Raw genomic sequence first — 18,668 nt, 5'->3', positions numbered from 1 at the left:
TCAGGTTTAGGGACAGATTCGCTTGCCAGTCACTGAGGGAAAGCGTGTCGAGACTTCCCGCCCGCAACGTTCCGGCATTATTCACGAGAATCGAGGCCGGTCCGAGCGCTTCAAGTGATTCAGCCGCCGCCTTGCCAACGCTGTCGTTGTCGGTGACGTCGCAACGAAGAAAGCGCGCCTGCCCCCCGCGCGACTTGATTTCATCTACTGTGCTCGACGAAGCTTCATCGCGATCAATCACTGCGACCGTAGCGCCCGCTTCGGCCAAACCAATCGCAATGCCCCGTCCGATACCCGACCCCGCGCCGGTGACGACAGCGACCTTGCCGGTGAGATCTATCCAGATCATGTGCCACCTATTCTCCTGCAAAGCCGCCGGACTATGCCGGTCACACTCCGACCTCTTTCAGGGTAACGTTCGACGATCCGCAGGACCCTTTCCTCAGACACGCAAGTCTCTCGGCTCGTCGAAGATACTCACCTGCGTTCTCGCTTTCGGACCGTAGAGACCCGGCGACGCGACGGTCGCCAGCGACAATTCCTGTGCTGCAGCAACCAGCAGGGGCGAAAGCTCCAGCATGCGCGCTTCCGTAAGGCGGATGTTGGGACCCGCGATCACCACGGCTCCAGTGACCTCCTTGGTATTGGGATGTCGGATCGCCGCAGCGAATGAATTCATCCAGGGAGAGTAGGTTTGCACGCACACGCTGAAGCCTCGCCTGCGGGTCTCGCGCAGATATTTGAGCAAGGTACCCTTGGTCTCCGGTGCGCGCGGGCCATACTCGCTCCGCAAGCCGAAGCCCTGTTTCTCGACGAGAGCCAGCGCCTCTTCGTCGGGCAGACAGGCGAGCCATGCATGGCCGCTGGCAGAACATGACAGGCGGCCAATCTGCCCCATATCGGGATCGTAACGCAGCCCGTGCGGTGACCCCTGTGCCTTGGCCACCCAAACGAGCGCCTTGCCATCGATCATGGCAAGGCGCACCAGTTCGCCGCACTCGCGTGCAAGCTTGTCCAAGATCGGCTGCGCGAAATCGGTAATGCCGCTACCGGTCAGGAACGTGAACGCAAGCGAGGCGATCTTGGCGGTCAACTGATAAGCACCTTGATGCCGTTCTTGCCGGACGTAACCGTGCTCAAGCAAGCTCGTCAGCACGCGATGAGTTGCGCTGCGCGGAATCCTCAGCTGATCGGCAATCTCGAATAGCAGCAAACCGTGCGCATTATCGGAGAGGAGCTCGAGGACACGTAGTGTACGCTCGAGCAGACCACTCGGGCTCGCCGCGCCAACCAGCGAAGCCTTTTTCCTCGCAACTTCGCCGGCCTGCGAACGACGCATCGCTTTCACGCGAGCCTGACTGATCGCGCCCGCGCCGATCGCCGCGACAGCACCTTTGGACATGGCTGCATTTCCTCACCTAGTTCTCTTTCCACTCCTGCTCTTTCCCTAGGCGCCTCGTCAAGTAGTTTTGGAATCCGATTCCATTTCCGGAAACCGCATATTGGAATTGAATTCCAGTCGACAAAAGGGCAACATCTCCACGGCAGCCGGCGCCGATCTGAACGACCGGTCATAAAATGAGGGGAGGATGCGATGACAAGAAAGCGAACTCCATCGAAGGATTATCACGTCGACCGACGATGCCTGCTTCTGGGATCGGCAGGGTTTGCGACCGTTGGTCTTGGCGCGTCAAGTCTAGGCATGCCGTATATCGGCAACGCTGCCGCGGCTGAACCAATCAAGATAGGTATGATCTGGGCGAAGACGGGGTCAATCGTCGACCAGGCCGAATATCTTGCTCAGGGCGGTCTGTTGGCGCTTGAGCAGCGCAACAACATGTTGCTTGGCCGCCCCGCCGAGATCGTCTGGCTCGACGAGCCAAATCCGCAAGGGGCGCAACAGAGCGCCGAGCGCCTCGTGGGCGAGCACAAGGTCATCGGCATTGTCGGTGGCGCGCTGTCATCATTTGCGCTGGCGATCTCCTCGGTCGCCAAAAAGGCGAAGATCCCTTACATCGCCGCCAACGCAGCAACCGGCGATCTCACGGGGAAATCTTGCAACAAATATACGTTCCGCTTGCAGCCGCCAGTCGACGTTCATGCCCGCATCCTGGCGCCCTATTGCGCGTCAATCGGCAAGAAATGGTATCTGCTGACGGCGTCCTATGCTTTCGGCCAGGATATCAAGAAGGCGTTCAGCGAATATATTCTTGCAAATGGCGGCACGGTCGTCGGCGCCGACGAGGTTCCGGTCGGGACCCCCGATTATAGTTCGTTCATTCTGAAAATCCGTGCAGCGAAGCCGGATGTCGTTATCGGGGGCATCGCCGCAAGCGACCTGACCACATTCCTGAAGCAATGGAACGAACTCGGCATGAAGGGCAAGATTCCCTTTGCGGAGATTTCCGTTGGCAACACCGATCTCTGGGGCGTTGGACCCGAGGCAGCGGATGGGCTCTATACCATCACGTGGTGGTTCAAGAACCCGAACAATCCACCTGAAGAGCAGGCGATGGCTGCCACTTACGAGAAGAAGTACAACCGTCCGGCTGCCGACAAGGCCTGGATGGGCTGGCTTGGAATGAAAAGCTTGCTCGACGCAATCGAGATGGCAAAAGCGACCGAACCTGCAGCCATCGTCCAGGCGCTCGAGGCATGGAAGTACAGGCGGGGTGACATTGATGTTGGCTACCGCGCCTTCGACCACCAGATGACAAATCGCATTCTAGTGGCGGGCATTCATCCAAAAATCACGGACAAGTGGGACTATTTCGACGTGAAGGAGCAGTTGCCTCAGACGCCGGACGACATTGCGAAGGCCTTCGGCTCGCAGGCGGACAGTGCCTGCAAGATGGACGCGCTCTAAAGGGTCGCCGACTGCTCGGCGCGGGTCCTACGCGATCGGCTCTCGTTCCGCCCATGTCTCCGGAGAAATGATGCCATGCTCGACATGATCCTGTCGCAGGCAGTCAATGGGCTGGTGCTGGGCTTTCTTTACGTCTTAATTGCGATTGGCCTGTCGATCATATTCGGCATGCTCGGGATCGTGAACTTCGCACATGGTGCTTTTTTTGCGATCGGTGCCTATCTCGCCTTTTCGCTAAATCGGCAATTCGGTTGGGGCGCCGCTCTGCTCGCGCCGATACTGACCGGATTGATCGGCGTTGTCGTCGAGCTGGTCCTGATCCGATGGCTCTATGGCAAGGAGCCGTTGATCGGGCTGATCCTGACATTCGCGCTGGCTCTTTTTGTCGAGGCGATCCTGCGGCTCGTGTTCGGCGGAGCGCCGGTGCCGTTTGCCGCGCCAAAATTTCTGGCGGGCTTCGCCGAATATGGACCGATCCTGATCACCAAGTATCGCATGTTCGTGTTGGTCGTAACGGTGTTCGTGCTGATCGCCTTCTGGGCGTTTCTCGCCTATACGCCATACGGTCGCATCATTCGGGCAGGATCGCGCGATCCTGAGATGGTCGGCCTGCTGGGAATCAATTTGCCGGTCGTCTTCAGCGGCGTGTTCGGCATCGGCTGCCTGCTCGCCGGTCTCGGCGGCATGCTCGCCGCGCCGCTCTGGACGGTAACTCCTTCAATGGCGGCCGGCGCGATCATGCCTGCATTCGTGATCGTCACGATCGGCGGCCTCGGCTCTTACGCCGGCGCCATCATCGCGGGGCTTCTCGTTGGGCTCACAACGGCGATGACCATCCAATTTCAGCCGGAATGGGCAGGAGCCGCGATGTACATTCTGATGGCGATCATTCTGCTGGTTCGGCCGCGCGGGCTCTTCGGTGAAAAATGGGAGAGGTTCGAGTGAGCATGACAGCAATCGTTCGGAGTCCTCCGTTCTGGGCAGCACTGACCTTGGCTGCGTTGACGCTGATCTGGCTAGCTCTCAGCGCGCCGGTCTCACTCATCACGCAGATCGCAATCTATACGCTGTATGGCGCAGGCGTAAACTTACTGGTCGGCTACACCGGCCTCGTGCCGTTCGGGGCTTCGGTCTTCTTCGGCTGTGCGAGTTATGCTTCCGCATTCTTCGTGCTGGGCGGCTACGGCAATGACATCGCCTCGCTGGTGTTCGCCGTGATCTTATCGGCCGCGATGGCGCTGGTCATCGGTGCGGTGATTCTGCGCCGAACAGGGCTCTATTTTTCACTGCTCACGCTCGCCTTTTCCCAGATCGCTTTTGAAGTCGCCTTCAAGTGGACAGCCGTGACCGGGGGCGAGAACGGATTACAAGGCGTTGCGCGTCGCAGTTTTTCCAGCGATCTGACCTTCCATGCCTTTGTCGTCGTAACGGTCGTCGCTGGCTTGTGGCTGCTATGGAGGATCGCTCATTCGCCGTTTGGTCGTGTGCTTCAGGCCGTGCGCGACAACGAGCATCGAGCCCGCAGCCTCGGCTATAATGTGTACCTGATGCGTCTTGGCGCACTCACCCTGACGGGCGTCTTCGTCGGCTACAGCGGCGCTTTGCTGACGTTGATGCTGCAGGGGGTCTATGCCAACAATCTCAGTTGGCAGCATGCCGGCGATTCGCTGCTAATGACGGTGCTTGGCGGCGTCCATCACGCCCTCGGGCCGCTCTGGGGCGCGATTGCCTTCATCCTGCTGGGAGATCGCCTCTCCGCCATCACTGAGAATTGGTGGCTGATCTTCGCACCGATCCTGATCCTGTTCGCGTTGCTATCGCCGGAAGGCATTCAGGGTTTGGTGCAGCGGCTATTTGGTCGTTCCCACTGGACGCTGGTCCGCAACACGATCCCGGTCAGGCCGCCGGTCATTACGCCGTTCGAAAGTGCCGCCATCAACGTCGATCCGAACAGGCCGCTACTGCAGGCGCGCAAGCTGAGCAAGCAGTTCGGTAACCTGATCGTTGCGCGCGAGATCGATCTCGATGTCCACCCTTTCGTCCTGCACAGCATCATCGGGCCCAACGGCGCCGGCAAGACGACATTCTTCAACATGCTGTCGGGGTCGCTGAGGCCAAGTAGCGGACACATTGTCTTCGAGGGCAACGACATCACGCGAACGCCGGTGCATGTTCGCGCGCGGCTCGGCATCGGTCGCTCGTTCCAGATCCTCTCGATTTTTCCCAATCTCACCGTTTTCGAGAATGTACGCATCGCCGTGCAGGCCGAACGACGCGGAGCAAAAGGCCTGTTCTCCGACGCACAGGCGCTTGTCGCGCTCAACGATCGGACTTGGTCGATCCTCGACGCAGTCGGACTGGCCGACCGAGCTGCGGACTCATGTCTAAACCTGCCGCACGGCGCCAAACGACTGCTGGAGATCGGCATCACGCTCGCGATCAACTCCAAGCTGCTTCTGCTCGACGAGCCGCTGGCCGGTCTGGCCGAAGTCGATCGCGTCATCGTTGCTGATCTGATCAAGAAGCTATCCGCGCGACATGCCGTCGTTCTTATCGAACACGATATCGATCGCGTTCTCACGATCTCCGATCGCATTTCCGTGCTCCATCAGGGACGCATGATTGCCGATGGCCGCCCGACCGACGTCGCCAAACATCCGGACGTCATTGCTGCCTACCTCGGTGTCGCCGATCCCAAGCACGTATCGCCACGCGAGATCGAGCGCAACATTCGCGCGCCAGCGCGCCTGCTCCTCGAGGCTAACGGCGTCGCCTGCGGATACAGCGGCAGCACGGTGCTGAGCAACCTCGACCTCAACATTCGCGAGGGTGAAGCCCTCGCTCTGCTCGGCCGCAATGGCGTTGGCAAAACGACGACGCTGCGATGCCTGACCGGCACGCTTCCCGCAGTCGCCGGCAAGATCAGTTTCGAAGGTAAGTCGATCAGCGGACTGAAGCCCTACGAGATCAACCGACTAGGTATCTCGCTTGTGCCAGAAGGACGCCGCCTCTTCCCCAACCTGACCGTCATGGAAAACCTGCAGCTCGCGTCCCGTCCCGGCGGAGCGAGCCTTGAACAGGTCTTCGACCTGTTTCCTCGCTTGCGCACCCGACAGAAAGCGAAAGCCGAAAACCTGTCGGGCGGAGAGCGCCAGATGGTCGCGATTGCTCGGGCTCTCGTCGTACCGAGCAAGCTGATCCTGCTCGACGAACCGTTCGAAGGTTTGGCCCCCACGGTCGTCAAGGAGGTCATGGACGCGTTGGTGAAGTTGCGTGGCAAGGTCGCAATGATCATCGTCGAGCACCACGCGGAAAGCGTGCTGCCGATCGTGGATCGCGCTTATGTGCTGGTCAACGGTCAGGTCGCTTTCGACGGCGACGCGGGTACACTCGAGCGCGATCGCGACCTGCAGGCGCGGCTGCTCGGTGTCATGCAAAGCAACGAACTTGAAGCCACCCTCAAGCGTGCTGCAATTTGATCTGGAAAGAAATGTTAGAACTTAATCTGACCGGCGCAACCCGTCTTAACTTCATTTTGGGCGACCCGATCGCGCAGGTGAAGTCTCCAGCCGGGGTAACGAAGGCGTTTTTCGACAGAGGGCACGACGGCTTGCTCGTGCCGGTGCAGGTCGGCACGGACGATCTCGGTTCTTTGCTGTCCGTCGCAGATCGTCTTAAGAATTTGGACGGCATCGTCGTCACGGTGCCGCACAAATTCGCATGTTTCGAGCATTGCGGCAGCGCCAGCGAACGCGCCTGCTTCCTGGGTGCCGTCAGCATCATGCGCAGACGCAAGGATCGCGGCTGGCACGGCGACATGCTGGATGGCCTTGGCTTTGTCGGCGCCGTTCGCAGCAAGGGTTACGATCCGCGCGGAAAACGCGCGCTGCTTGTCGGTGCCGGCGGAGCGGGATCGGCCATCGCAATGGCCCTGGTCGAAGCCGGCGTCAGGGAACTCGCCATTCATGATGCGGACACTTCGCGACGCGATGATCTGATTGGACGGTTAAAGACACTGGGTCGCTCGAACATCATCGTCGGGACTTCCGATCCAAGCGGATACGACCTGGTGGGCAACGCGACACCGGCCGGCATGAAGGCGAGCGACCCATTGCCCATCGATGTCACGAAGCTTGCCCCCACCGCCTTCGTCGGTTGCGTCATCACTGCACCGTCGATCCCACCATTAATCGAAGCTGCACGGCGCCTTGGCTGCCTGACCACAACGGGCACGGAAATGTACAACGCAGTTCAGGATTCGATGCTCGATTTTCTGCTCCCAGATACATCATGAGCAAAAGCACCTCTTGTGTGTAACAACTCAGCCGTCGCCCCCAGGAGCAACAGACGATGACCGCCTCACAACAAACCTCGGCCCGCAACGACGCGAAGCCGGCTCTCGACTACGATGCCATCATCATTGGGGCGGGCATGTCGGGCATGTATCAGCTCTATCGTTTGCGTGAACTCGGGATGCGGGTGCGCGTGTTCGAGGCCGGCACCGGCGTCGGCGGCACCTGGTACTGGAATCGCTATCCGGGCGCACGCTTCGACTCTGAGAGTTACTCCTACGGCTACTCGTTTTCGAAGGAATTGTTGGAAGAATGGAACTGGTCCGAGCATTTCGCCGGCCAGCCGGAAACCCTACGCTATCTCAATCACGTGGCCGACAAGTTCGATCTGCGCCGCGACATCCAATTCCGCAGCCGGATCAGTGCGGCAATCTACGCGGAGGACACCCGCAGCTGGGAGGTGACGCTGGAGGATGGCAGCCGCCTCCATACACGCTTCTTGATCACCGCCATTGGCCCACTCTCCACCCCGACCATGCCCCGGATCAAGGGAGTGGACATGTTTCAGGGCCAGTCCTTCCACACCGCCAGATGGCCGCATGATGCGGTCGATCTTGCCGGCAAACGGGTCGCCGTGATCGGGACCGGCGCCACAGGCGTGCAGACCATTCAGACTATCGCCGGGAGCGTCGGGCACCTGACCGTGTTCCAGCGCACGCCGAATTGGTGTGCACCGTTGCACAACAGCAAGATCGACGCGGAGACCCAGAAGAAGATCAAGGCCGGCTATCCCGAAATTTTCAAGCGCTGCCAGGAGACCTTCGCTTGCTTTCTGCATACGCCGGATCCGCGCGGAGCCTTCGAGGTTTCGGACGAAGAGCGCGAGGCATTCTACGAAACGCTGTATTCCGAACGCGGCTTCGGTATCTGGCAGGGCAATTTCCGCGACATACTGATCGATCGACAAGCAAACGCGACGATTAGCGATTTCGTGGCGCGGAAGATTCGGCAGCGAGTGAAGAACCCGGACGTGGCGGAAAAGCTCATTCCGAAGAACCACGGCTTCGGCACCCGCCGGCTGCCCTTAGAAACGTTTTATTATGAGGTCTACAACCAGGACAACGTCGAGTTGGTGGACATCTCGGAAACACCGATCGAGCGGATCACGCCGAAGGGCATCGAGACCAGCGCTGGGAAGTACGAATTCGACATTATTATTTATGCGACTGGCTTCGATGCGATCACTGGTAGCTTCGATAAGATCGATTTCCGCGGTGCGGGTGACGTGCGATTGAAGGACAAATGGAAGGGCGGGCCGCAGACTTATCTTGGCATAATGGTAGACGGCTTTCCCAACATGATGATGCTGATGGGGCCGCACACAGCGCTCGGTAATATTCCGCGCAGCATCGAATATAGTGTCGATTGGGTCACCGGCCTCATCCGCTTTGCACGAGAGTCCAATTTCACGCGCATGGAAGCTACCCCAGCCGGGGTGGCATCCTGGACTGATCACGTCAAGGCGCTTGGCGTGGGCCTGCTCTCGAACGAGGTCAACTCCTGGATGACCGGAATCAACAGCAACGTGGAGGGAAAGCAGACTAGAATTATAGCACGCTATAGCGGCAGTGCTCCAGCCTACCGCGAAAGATGCGACGAGGTGGCAGCGAAACGATATCAGGAATTGGCAATGGCATAGATGGCCAGCAAAGGCACGATCATTTCGATAACGCGGTTTGCGCAGCCAATAACACGCTTTTGGCGCCGGCAAGCGCTCGCCTTGCCCGTGCCTCTGCGTCCATCGTTCGCGCAAGTTCCGTGGTCGGGACTTCAATGCTGATCGTAATGTCCGTCGGCATGGCCCGCGTCAGCGAAACGAGATCGATGCCACCCTCGCCGGGAAACATTCGCTCAGCCCGGGCGGCATGCAACAGTTCTTCTGTCGTCGTGGGCTTTTCGGCTGGCCCATCGCACAATTGCCAATAATGGAGTCGGTCACCCGGAATGTCGGCGATATCGGCAATTGTGCTTTCCGATCTGTCAAAATGCAGAGCGTCCACAAGGATGCCGGCATTTGCCTGTCCAACTTGTTCGACCACGCGTATCGCGGTCCTCAAGTCAGGCACAAACGTCCAGGGCATGAATTCGAGATCGGCGGTGAACCCGTGCTGCGCAGCGGCCTCGCAGAACTTTGCGAAACGATCCATAAATCGAGCCAAGACGGGATCGTACGCGGCGACCAGAATGTGCTTCGCACCTAGTCGCGCGCCCGTCTCGAAGAATCGAGAGAATTCTGCAACCTCGGTCTCCGATCTAAATGCGACCACTTCCAGATCTGCGACAGTCAGGCCGGTTGCGTCTAGCCGCGCGATTGTTTCTCTCAGTTGCGCCTGGTCGTCCATCAACGGATAGGCGATGCCTCCGGGAATGGCGGGTAAAAGACGGATTCCGACGTGATCGTAGCCGCAGGCTGCGGCGACATCGATCAGCTTTGGCGGTGCAAGTTCGAGCGCAGTCAGCGCGGCGAGCGAAAACGATGGCACTTTTTAGCCCTTGCTGGATGAATGAGATGTAATGAGTTCACTGGCGATGCTTCATCATGACATCGGCAAACTGAAAGCATCATCGCGCAGCCTGACTGGCGATGACAGCGTCTATGACCGCGATCAGGCGAGGAGCGTCGGGCGCCCAACAAACCGATAGATCAGGTGAACGCTGCGGTAGCCAACCGCCGCAGCAATTCAACAGGTCATCACGGTTGCAATTGCACGAAGCCCTGCTGGACGAGTTCTACGATGCGAAAATTCGCTCCGGCGTTGATCTTCACGCCGGGCAGCATGTCGCGGTTCGTCCAGTGATTGTCCCTCATGGTCTTCCCACATTCCTCGAACTCGACACCCAACGCTTGCAGTTCAGCAATTTGATCTTTGTAAGGATTGCCGCCTCGCCACTTACGCGCCTGATTATAAGCGGCGTCGCCGAGCATCATGTAGCCGGAGCTGCCATGGAAGACAGCAACGAGGCGGCCTTTCACGCCTGCTTCGTGAAATTGCGCGCTCATCACGCGGAGGAACGACAGCCCGGTCGGCTCGTCACCTTCGAAAGCCGGCCGGCTGATATTGAACACGACTTTCGCGGCCGAGACCTTCGCCGGGATGTCGATCGTGAGGCCCGGCTGCGGGGGCGCTCCCTCAGCAATGGCCTGCGTGCCCACGAGAAGCGCAAACAGCAGGCCCGTTCCCAGCCGTCGCGCGCGCCGCTCCCAGATCATCCTTGATCGACCGTTTGGGAACGTGTTGAAATCGTAATTCGTCATCATCACCCCTTGAAAACATCGCGAGACCGCGCCCACGCAGGCATGCTGGAGAGATGTATCTATTCAATCATATGCTGGTGTAACAAAATCGTATCTTTCAGCGATAAAGTTGGTCGCATAAATCGAACACGCTGAGGAGACGACCTCAGCGGTGCGACCTGCTCAAGGGAGCGTCATGACTGAGGGAAGCGGGTCACCGGCAGTTCGTGGTGACGGTATTGCCGAAGGCAGAGCTGGTGCAGGTCCGCGGAGCGCGCCGTGACCGGTTGGCTGGCTATGGCAATGGCTGCAGCCCGGCTATAGGCCGATTGGTGGCCCTGGTGTCGCTGCCGCCATTCGGCAATTAGCGTAATCGGCGGTGCCGTACTGCAGGCCGATACTGCTACAATGTAAACTGCGCTCCGACCGTCGCTACCGCTTCCGTAGCCCTTAAGGGCGCTGTGGAAGAATTCCGAAGAGCATCCGATGTCGAAACGAATCGACAAGTCGTGGGCTGGTTTTCGCCAGCATTGAAAATATCGAGCACGACAGGTGCGTCGACCTGTTTTCGCGTCCGGATGGGAGCTACGGATTTGAGGAGTTCAGGCGCGACGTGGAAGACCGCGGCGATTGGACACCGGTTCAGTACTACTCAGGTTCTGCTTGTGCGTCGCAGGACGCCGCGCTAGCGGCGGCAATGCAATCTGTGGTCTGGCTAGCGGAAGCGGTGCGGCGAAGGCCGCTGCCGTGCCACCAAACCCGGCAGCAACTGTCTTGACAGTGTTCCCTATTCGTTCTCATTAGGCAATGGCCCGATCGCCCGCCGCGTGTCCCGTTGCTAGCGAGGCGGTTAACGGAATAAGGGCCTCACAAATTGCGGATGCGGGCGGCATTGGGAAAACGCGCCGCGAAGTCATCCGGTGAAGAACATTCGTGTACTTCGACTTGGCCGCAAGCTATACCGTGTACGTAGCGTACTCCGTTGAGTACGCCGTTGTTGTAAACCGGCGCCGTGGTTCCGGTGCGGACGCGCATTGCGGCGTCCATCGCAGTGCTATTCTGTGGCGGTTCGGATGACCTGGGCGGTTGCTGCGCGTTCTGGTCGTTGCCTGCGCGTTTCAGCTCGGCAATGATCGACTCAACCTCTTCTTCGGTCAGGCGCGCTTTCAGCAAGCGCAAGACGTTGTCAGGCAGAAGTTGCTCGCTATAACCCTTTCTGCGGCAGTCGCTGTCCCTGAGGTTTGGTCTGGTTCCACGGCCAATTGCGCGTCTAGGGCGAGACGCAAGCGTTTGATGTCGCGCCTCGAAAGCCGTTTTCAGCATCGCTTCGAAGTCGAATGCGCTGTCATATGCGCCCTGCGGTCCGCTACGCGGTGACGCGAGTTGGTATCGAGTCACGGCGTCCCTAAAACTCTTGAGGTATTCGGTCGGTAGCATGTTCAAGTCCTTTCAGTTGGGGTGGAGACATTGCGGACTTCACCGCTGGTTCCTTACCAGCATTGGCACCGAGTATTCGGCCTGATTGCGAACAGGCGAATGAAGGTCCTGGCCGTTGAGGCATTGGGGCTTCGCCATAACTGATTACGCAATCGACATCGGCATCGAGCCGCACCAGTCTGGTTTCGCTATTGATCACGGCACTCTGAGTGGATGCCGCTCCGATGTTGACGCTTTGCACCGTCACGAGGGTGCTTAAGTCGGCGACCTGTGCAGCTACCGGTTCAACTCGGCTCCCGACATTGTGTAAGCGGCTGAATTCCACGATCGAAAGTGACGGCATCTGTTGTCCTTTCTCTCCGGCTTCGGCTGCGAGCCTCAGCGTCTTGGGTGCTACCTTCAGTAGCTTCGCGGCATTGCCAAGATTGAGCCAAGGTTCGATCCCGCCTTCGTCACGCTTGAACACCGGGATGCGGTAGTTCGAACGCATGGAGGTGACGCGCTGACGAGTCCAGCGGTTACCACTGCCCGTCTTGAGACCGTTGCGGTTGAGGATGCCTGCGATCAGATCGTCGTTGGCGATCATCACCAACTGACGTACGGCTTCGATGATATCGGCGGAGGTGCTGTTGCACTGTCCGTGTCGGCGTTTTGGCAGCTCGCTGTGGGCACCGCCCGCCCAGTGGGCGATCAGGACGATCTCGAACGCGGTATCATCGATAACGGCGACAACCTCGTGGATGAGGGTGCGCACGATCCTTAACCAGCCGTCCATCAAACCGGGTGCAGCTCAATCGTCGTAACCCAGACCGGGCCACCCGCCCATCCTGGTATCAGTTTCAAGCGACGTCATGCGTAACGCAGATCCCAAATGACCCGATCCTCCAAGAAACTATCGCTTTGGGATCGCCAACTGTCAACAGTTGTCAGAGCCGCGATATTCTCTCTCAAGGCGGCTGACCAGTTCGCGAACACTCGGAACGTCGTCGATCAAACCCACACCTTGACCCGCCGACCATAGATCACGCCATGGCTTCCTAACCGATAGGCGTGGATCATCCGCAAGAATGTCCTGCAAGCGAACTGGATCGAAGCCGTTTTCCTCAATGGACCTAATCATGAAGTTGCATGAGACACCTTTCGTGAACACCGGTGTGTATGCCAGCTCGTGGCTTTTGCTGTTCACAATCATCGCCTTGTAGCCGTCCGGCGCCATTGATTCTTGGGTCGCGATGAAGCGCGTGCCCATGTAACACAGGTCCGCACCAAGCGCCTGAGCCGCCCGCATTGAGCGACCCTCGCTGATTGATCCGCCAAGGACGATGGTGCCCCGGAAGAACTTCCTGACTTGCGGAACAAACGCAAACGGGCTGAGAACGCCAGAGTGTCCACCTCCGCCACCGCAGATCAAGATGAGCCCATCAACGCCTGCCTCGACCGCCTTTTCGGCGTGCCGAAGCGTTGTAACATCGTGAAAGACCAGCCCGCCCCAGTCGTGCACGTACTTTACGATCTCTGTCGGATCTCCCTTGACCGTGATGACAAGCGAAATTTGTCTTTTGCGACAGATTTCCAGGTCACGGACGTATCTTGGAGTGTCGGTGCGCGCCTTTGAAGGCGCGCCGATGTTAGCCGCCACCGGGCCGGTGCGCTGGCTGGTCTCACGCCGGTACTTCTGCAACCGCACCGATATGATCTCGTGCCACTCATCATACTCGTCGGGAGAACGCGTCGAGGAGGCTGGGGCCACGCCGACGATACCCGCCTCTGCTGCTGCTGCAACCAGCGAAGGACCGGTTACGAGGAGTTTCGGTGCAGCAATGACCGGCACCGTAAGATCGCGGAACAATGGCGGTAGGCTGCCAACTTCCGTGGCTTTCCGATCTGCAGATGACGTGAGCATGAGGCCTCCTAGAGAGACGTGTCACCACCAAGAAACTGCTTCACGATCTGGCGACGCAGAATCTCGTTGGTCCCGTCGGCGACGTTAATCTTGCGCATCGTGATGAACGCATCGGTTAGAAACATCTCGTTGGTGAAGCCGATCGCGCCGTGCGTTTGCATCACGCGATCGATTGCCTTCACGCCCGCCTCGACGGCAAACGCCTTTGTCATGGAGAGCTCTTTTGTTGCCGGCAACCCCCGATCGAGAAGTTGTGCGACGTTTATGCTCATCAAGTGTGCGGCATGAATCTGCATTGCCGACTCCGCGAGTGGAAACATGACGCCCTGATATTCAGAGATGGGCGTATCAAACGTCCGCCGCACCTTGGCGTAATCGAACGCCATTTCAATCGCCCAGCGGCAGATCCCGACGACCCGGGCAGAATTGTAGATCCGGCCCAATCCGACGCCCAACATCGCGGTTCGGAAGCCTTTATGCAGGGTGCCGACCAGGTGGTATGGCTCGAGCCTCAGATTATCGAAATGAAGCACTGCCTCGTCGCCACCGGGACTGCCCCACATTTTGATGACCTTCTCGATCACAAAACCTGGCGCGTTAGTTGGAACAAGAAAGGTGCTGATGCCGCCCGCCCTTTTTGAGGCCTGTTCCGGATCCGTGACCGCAAAGACAATTGTATAATCAGCGTGAGGACTGTTCGTTGTCCAGATTTTGCTGCCGTTCAATCTCCAGCCGTCACCGTCCGGCGTCGCTCGGGTCTTGATCATCGCGGCATCTGACCCGGCGCCCGGCTCTGACAGTCCAAAGCAGAGTGTCGTCTTGCCCGACATGATATCCGGAAGAAGCAGCTTTTGTGCTTCAGCGGTCATATTGTTGAGAACCGCACTTGGCCCCTTCGCCCAGTGACTCACCATATGATGACCCAGCCAGTATTTCATTCCACACAGTCGGAAAATTTGTTCCCAGACCGCGAAATAGCCAAGGACAGGAAAGCCGCCACCACCCATCTCCTTGGGCGCGCACATCGCATAAAATCCCGCTTCGGCGGAAGCCATGCGTACTTCACTGATCACCTCCCAAGCGTCATGGGAGAAACGGCCGTCCTCTTTGTAGAGAAGACGCTGATTTGTCAGCAGCTCTTCGTGCTTTTGATGGCGAGGAAACACCTCGGTCTTCAAGAACCCCTGGACCGCCTCGAGAACGGCTTTGAGATCGTCGGAATACTCGTAAGCAATAGCAGTCATTTTTATCCTCCTTGACGTTTATTAGCCCTGCTCATTTCCCGAACGCATCCCAGTCAAACAGGGCCGGCTGCTTCTGTACGAAGCGCTGCACCGCCGCCTGATGATAGGCATCAGTACGAGCCGCGGACTGGGCATACGCCTCGAGATCCAGCACTGTTTTCGGATCAAGGTGCAGCGATTGATTGAGAATCGCCTTGGAAAGCCCGATTGCACGCGTCGGCGCATTGCAAAAGCGTCGTGCCATCTCTCGAGCTGCATCCATCAGCTTTTCGGTGGCATGGACCGAGTGAACAATGCCAAGCTCTTTCGCCTCATGAGCGCCAATCCGGCGCCCCGTAAACATGATTTCTTTTGCCTTCTGCAACCCGACCAGTCTCGGGAGAAGAAACAGCCCATTCCAATCCGGGACGAGCCCGATCCGGACAAAGCTCTGAATGAAGACCGCCCGTTCGCTTGCCAGGATGAAGTCGCCGACAAGCGCAAGATTAAAACCCGCGCCCAGCCGCAGCCCCGTCGACCGCCACGATAACGGGCATCTCGAGGTTAAGGAGATCCAAAAGCCGATTGTGCGCTTCACGCAACCGATCGCGCGCTGCAAACGCCGCGCTGTCGCGACCACGTTTGTGCATCGCCTTCACGTCGCCTCCAGCGCAGAAGCCGCCACCGGCTCCCGTCAGGATCAGCGCTTTGATCTGATCTCCAGCGCCAGCTTTCAAGACCTTGAGTGCTTCGTCGAGATCTCGGCGCATCACCATGGACAGCGCGTTTCGCGCGTCCGGCCGGTTGAGCGTCAGCGTGGCAACGTGGTCCTCAATATCAAGTGTAATCTCAGAGAACGAATGAGTATTCGCGTCAGTCATAGATCCGGCTTCCTTCTCATGGTGTCACAATACTCGTGATGGCCGCGTCCCGCGGACATGCCAGGGACCGCTTATCCTGGGTTGAGCAGACGCTCGCGCCCTAGCTGTGGACGATTACCACATTGCGCTGCACGTTCTTCGCTAGCGTTCGTCGCGCGCCTAAGGGTCTATCGTGCATTCGAGAGGGCGCCGCGCAGATAAACCGAACTCTGTCACACCTGGCCGATGTGCAGATCCCTGGGCCATTTCTTCTCTCAATTTATGACTCCCTTTTTGACTAGCCTATACGAACCCTCGCGCAGGGGTCGACGACATTCCCGGCAGCGCGCGCAATATCGCATATGCAATGGGCGGCCGTTTGGTGATCAAGACAACTGCTGACAGTTGGCATGCAACGCGCGAAACCTAATCGATCAGTGGCTGCCCCCCGGCTCACACAGGGAAGAAAAACAGCCGCAGTGTACGACTCAGGCGCAAGCAGAGTGGCAGGCCCGATCATCGTCGTCGCGCTGGGAATGTCGATGACGGCGGCGCTAAATGTCTTTCGAAGACTGTGCGCTGGAGAATTCCGCTATCGACTCTTGGAGTATGCGCGCGAGATCTTGATGGCTTCGTTTGATCAGGGACGCAGATCCGGCGATGCTCAGCACGAGAGGCTTCTTGAGAATATCGTCGAATGGCAAGCGCACAGCGACCGATCCGATACCCTTAAAAACGCCGCCGGTGATCCAGGCATAGCCGTTTGCTCGCGTTTGTTGGACCTTTCTCATCACAGCGTCGGCCTGCACCTTTTCGCTGTATGGGCTCTGAGCGTTGATTGATCGCACCAGTTTGCCAATCTCAGCGTCGTCGCACTCTGACAACAGAACAAGCCCGGGCGCGGAACGGCAGATAGGCCGAAGCGTGCCTGGTCTAAGCGCTAGTTTGGGAGAAGCAAACCGGGCGGCAACATGGATATACTGCACCTCTTGGCCGTTCTGCGTACAAAGCAGAGAGGTGATTTTCGTCTTTTCGTGAACGCGATGGACTAGATCGAACAATGTTGATCGGCCGACCGGGCCTGCCTGTATCCATCCGCCTAAAAGCGCGACGCGCATCGTCGGTGCGAATTGACGCGTCGCAGCGTCGTGATTGAGATAGCCAAGCTTGCGCATCTCGTTCAAAAGAAAGGACGTGCTGGACTGTGGGTACTCAAGTAGCTTCGCTATCTCGCCCGCGCGAGCTGGCCGACGTAGTTTCTCAAAGAGGTCAAGGACAGCGAGTGCCCGACCTGCTGACTTGACGCTGCGCTCGACTGGCATTGCCGCACCCTCAAACCTAGAACACAAGACAGTGTTTAGGGTGAAGCGCTACCGCGAATTTACAGAATCGTGCATGAGGGCATTTGATCAGAGCCGACTCGACCGTTCCCACCCGCGTCCAAGGATTAATGCATGGCCACCTGCAGCGATCAGCCTTGTATATTGGCTTTCTTGATCACGTCGCCCCACCTTTGTCGTTCGTCGACGATGAACTGCGCCAGCTCGGATGGGGTTAAGGGTGGCGACTCTCTCCCGGGTTGCACCAAAGGGGGCTTCTCAGGACCATCGCCGGCGATCTCTTCAATCACTGCCTTGTTGAGCGACTGAACGATGTGATCGCTTGTCCCTCGCGGTGCACAGAACGATATGAATGGTAGGTTGAGAACATTTGGGAGACCCAGTTCAACAAAGGTCTCGACCTGTGGGAACAACGGGATGCGTTTGGTGTGGCTTACGGCCAACGGTATCGCTTCTTTGCGCTCAACCCAGTCGACGATCTCGAAGGGAGTGACAAACATCGCGTCAATCGTTTTGCTTTGCAACGCCAGCAGTGTGTCGGCGCTTGCCCGGTAAGGTATGATCGCGGCGTCGATATTCGCTTCCCTCACGAAAAGTTCCGACACAAGATGGACGGTTGAGCCGATAGAGCCAGTGCCGATGTTCAGCTTGCCGGGATTCTTTCGCGCGTATTCCAGAAGGTCGGGTAAAGACTTCGGGCCGAAATCTGGTCGCACAACCAAAACGCCGGCGCCGCGTTGAACGAGGGCGACAGGAATGAAGTCAGAAACCGGGTCATAAGGAAACTTTCGACCTGTATTCTGCCAAATGAAATAACCGTTGATCAGCTCACCGTTGGTGCCAATGAGCAGTGTGTGGCCGTCTGGTTTGCTCCGGGCTACTGTTTCTGCCGCCACCGTTCCTGCGGGGCTCGGCTTGTTATCGATGATAAAGGGAACGCCAAAACGTTTGGATAGCCGTTGGCAAACCGGCCTGACAGGAAGGTCGATACTGCTCCCGGCCTTTCCGCCGATCAGAATCTGAACTGGTCTGGTAGGCCGCCAGTCCTGCGCGAGAGCCCGCTTCGAAGCCAGAATCATTGTCGAAAAGCCTGCAGCATATGTCAAAAGCTCGCGCTTTGTGATCATGTGTCTCCTCCACCGATGTAGCTGCCGTTACCGCGCAGTCTACCCCTATAAGACAGCACTAGTCGGAACTCAGAAAGCCGGCTCGCGGCTCTCGAGCCACATATTGCATATGCAATTGAACAGACTAACGTCGGCGGCCAACCAGTGGCAATTCTCTCGCGCGAGCCGGAGCGACACGAGAAGAACTGACGCTCCAAGCAGATCACCGCCGGACAGCGCAATTCGGCGGCTGGGCAAGCGGCCCAGGCGCGAGCCGGAAACTACACAGCCCTCCGTCCGCGCCCTGCAGGCCAGGAAGCGCGTTGGGACAGACTGGTCAAACGGC

At 58.4% G+C, this 18,668-nt stretch carries 17 protein-coding genes; 5 read left to right on the top strand and 12 right to left on the bottom strand.

Annotated elements, in window-relative coordinates; translation table 11 throughout:
* Both RCO31_RS19125 and RCO31_RS19120 read right to left on the bottom strand, forming a co-directional pair.
* A partial coding sequence (locus RCO31_RS19125; protein WP_308970027.1) for an SDR family NAD(P)-dependent oxidoreductase occupies positions 1-349 on the bottom strand: 349 nt, incomplete at its 3' end.
* A gap of 93 nt (positions 350-442) precedes the next feature.
* Positions 443-1,402: an IclR family transcriptional regulator gene (locus tag RCO31_RS19120; RefSeq protein ID WP_308970026.1), complete on the bottom strand. Its 960-nt coding sequence runs from the start codon at positions 1,400-1,402 to the stop codon at positions 443-445.
* 192 nt (positions 1,403-1,594) lie between these two features.
* Here RCO31_RS19120 and RCO31_RS19115 point away from each other — a divergent pair, with 192 nt between their 5' ends.
* The 5 genes from RCO31_RS19115 (at position 1,595) to RCO31_RS19095 (ending at position 8,857) form a co-directional block, all read left to right on the top strand.
* Positions 1,595-2,866 (top strand): ABC transporter substrate-binding protein, encoded by a 1,272-nt coding sequence (locus RCO31_RS19115; RefSeq protein WP_308970025.1) that lies wholly within the window; start codon positions 1,595-1,597, stop codon positions 2,864-2,866.
* A gap of 75 nt (positions 2,867-2,941) precedes the next feature.
* Positions 2,942-3,811 carry a branched-chain amino acid ABC transporter permease gene (locus RCO31_RS19110; RefSeq protein WP_308970024.1) on the top strand — a complete coding sequence of 290 codons (870 nt, stop codon included), beginning with the start codon at positions 2,942-2,944 and terminating at the stop codon, positions 3,809-3,811.
* Positions 3,812-3,813: 2 nt separating this feature from the next.
* Complete coding sequence (locus RCO31_RS19105) at positions 3,814-6,345, top strand: branched-chain amino acid ABC transporter ATP-binding protein/permease (RefSeq protein WP_308970033.1); 2,532 nt, start codon at positions 3,814-3,816, stop codon at positions 6,343-6,345.
* An 11-nt stretch (positions 6,346-6,356) separates the two neighbouring features.
* The gene (locus tag RCO31_RS19100) at positions 6,357-7,160 is read left to right on the top strand and encodes a ThiF family adenylyltransferase (RefSeq protein ID WP_308970032.1); all 804 of its coding nucleotides are present in this window, start codon (positions 6,357-6,359) and stop codon (positions 7,158-7,160) included.
* Between the two features lie 56 nt (positions 7,161-7,216).
* On the top strand, positions 7,217-8,857 hold the full coding sequence (locus RCO31_RS19095; protein WP_308970023.1) for an NAD(P)/FAD-dependent oxidoreductase: 1,641 nt from the start codon (positions 7,217-7,219) through the stop codon (positions 8,855-8,857).
* Between the two features lie 19 nt (positions 8,858-8,876).
* Here RCO31_RS19095 and RCO31_RS19090 read toward each other — a convergent pair whose 3' ends face one another.
* The 10 genes from RCO31_RS19090 to RCO31_RS19045 all read right to left on the bottom strand — a co-directional run bounded on the left by RCO31_RS19090 (position 8,877) and on the right by RCO31_RS19045 (position 18,343).
* Complete coding sequence (locus RCO31_RS19090; protein ID WP_308970022.1) at positions 8,877-9,701, bottom strand: TIM barrel protein; 825 nt, start codon at positions 9,699-9,701, stop codon at positions 8,877-8,879.
* A gap of 209 nt (positions 9,702-9,910) precedes the next feature.
* Positions 9,911-10,372: a DsrE family protein gene (locus RCO31_RS19085; protein WP_308970021.1), complete on the bottom strand. Its 462-nt coding sequence runs from the start codon at positions 10,370-10,372 to the stop codon at positions 9,911-9,913.
* Between the two features lie 948 nt (positions 10,373-11,320).
* Positions 11,321-11,890, bottom strand: a complete 570-nt coding sequence (locus tag RCO31_RS19080) for a hypothetical protein (RefSeq protein WP_308970020.1) — start codon at positions 11,888-11,890, stop codon at positions 11,321-11,323.
* Entirely contained in the window at positions 11,859-12,644 is a 786-nt protein-coding gene (locus tag RCO31_RS19075; RefSeq protein WP_308970019.1) for a hypothetical protein, read from the bottom strand. The genes RCO31_RS19080 and RCO31_RS19075 overlap by 32 nt, the downstream gene beginning before the upstream one ends.
* 162 nt (positions 12,645-12,806) lie before the next feature.
* Entirely contained in the window at positions 12,807-13,793 is a 987-nt protein-coding gene (locus RCO31_RS19070; RefSeq protein WP_308970018.1) for a nitronate monooxygenase, read from the bottom strand.
* An 8-nt stretch (positions 13,794-13,801) separates the two neighbouring features.
* On the bottom strand, positions 13,802-15,037 hold the full coding sequence (locus RCO31_RS19065; RefSeq protein WP_308970017.1) for an acyl-CoA dehydrogenase family protein: 1,236 nt from the start codon (positions 15,035-15,037) through the stop codon (positions 13,802-13,804).
* A 31-nt stretch (positions 15,038-15,068) separates the two neighbouring features.
* Positions 15,069-15,614: an enoyl-CoA hydratase/isomerase family protein gene (locus tag RCO31_RS19060; protein ID WP_374991503.1), complete on the bottom strand. Its 546-nt coding sequence runs from the start codon at positions 15,612-15,614 to the stop codon at positions 15,069-15,071.
* Positions 15,523-15,792, bottom strand: coding sequence for an enoyl-CoA hydratase-related protein (locus RCO31_RS34765; RefSeq protein WP_374991504.1), 270 nt, complete (start codon positions 15,790-15,792; stop codon positions 15,523-15,525). The genes RCO31_RS19060 and RCO31_RS34765 overlap by 92 nt, the downstream gene beginning before the upstream one ends.
* Positions 15,793-16,430: 638 nt before the next feature.
* Entirely contained in the window at positions 16,431-17,198 is a 768-nt protein-coding gene (locus RCO31_RS19050) for a helix-turn-helix domain-containing protein (protein ID WP_308970016.1), read from the bottom strand.
* A 149-nt stretch (positions 17,199-17,347) separates the two neighbouring features.
* Complete coding sequence (locus tag RCO31_RS19045) at positions 17,348-18,343, bottom strand: tripartite tricarboxylate transporter substrate binding protein (protein ID WP_308970015.1); 996 nt, start codon at positions 18,341-18,343, stop codon at positions 17,348-17,350.
* Positions 18,344-18,668 lie beyond the last annotated feature (325 nt).

The sequence above is a fragment of the Bradyrhizobium sp. LHD-71 genome (genome assembly GCF_031157255.1).
Classification (GTDB): Bacteria; Pseudomonadota; Alphaproteobacteria; order Rhizobiales; family Xanthobacteraceae; genus P52-10.
The sequence above is the reverse complement of the archived record's forward strand: the minus strand, read 5'-3'. Positions and strand labels throughout refer to the sequence as shown.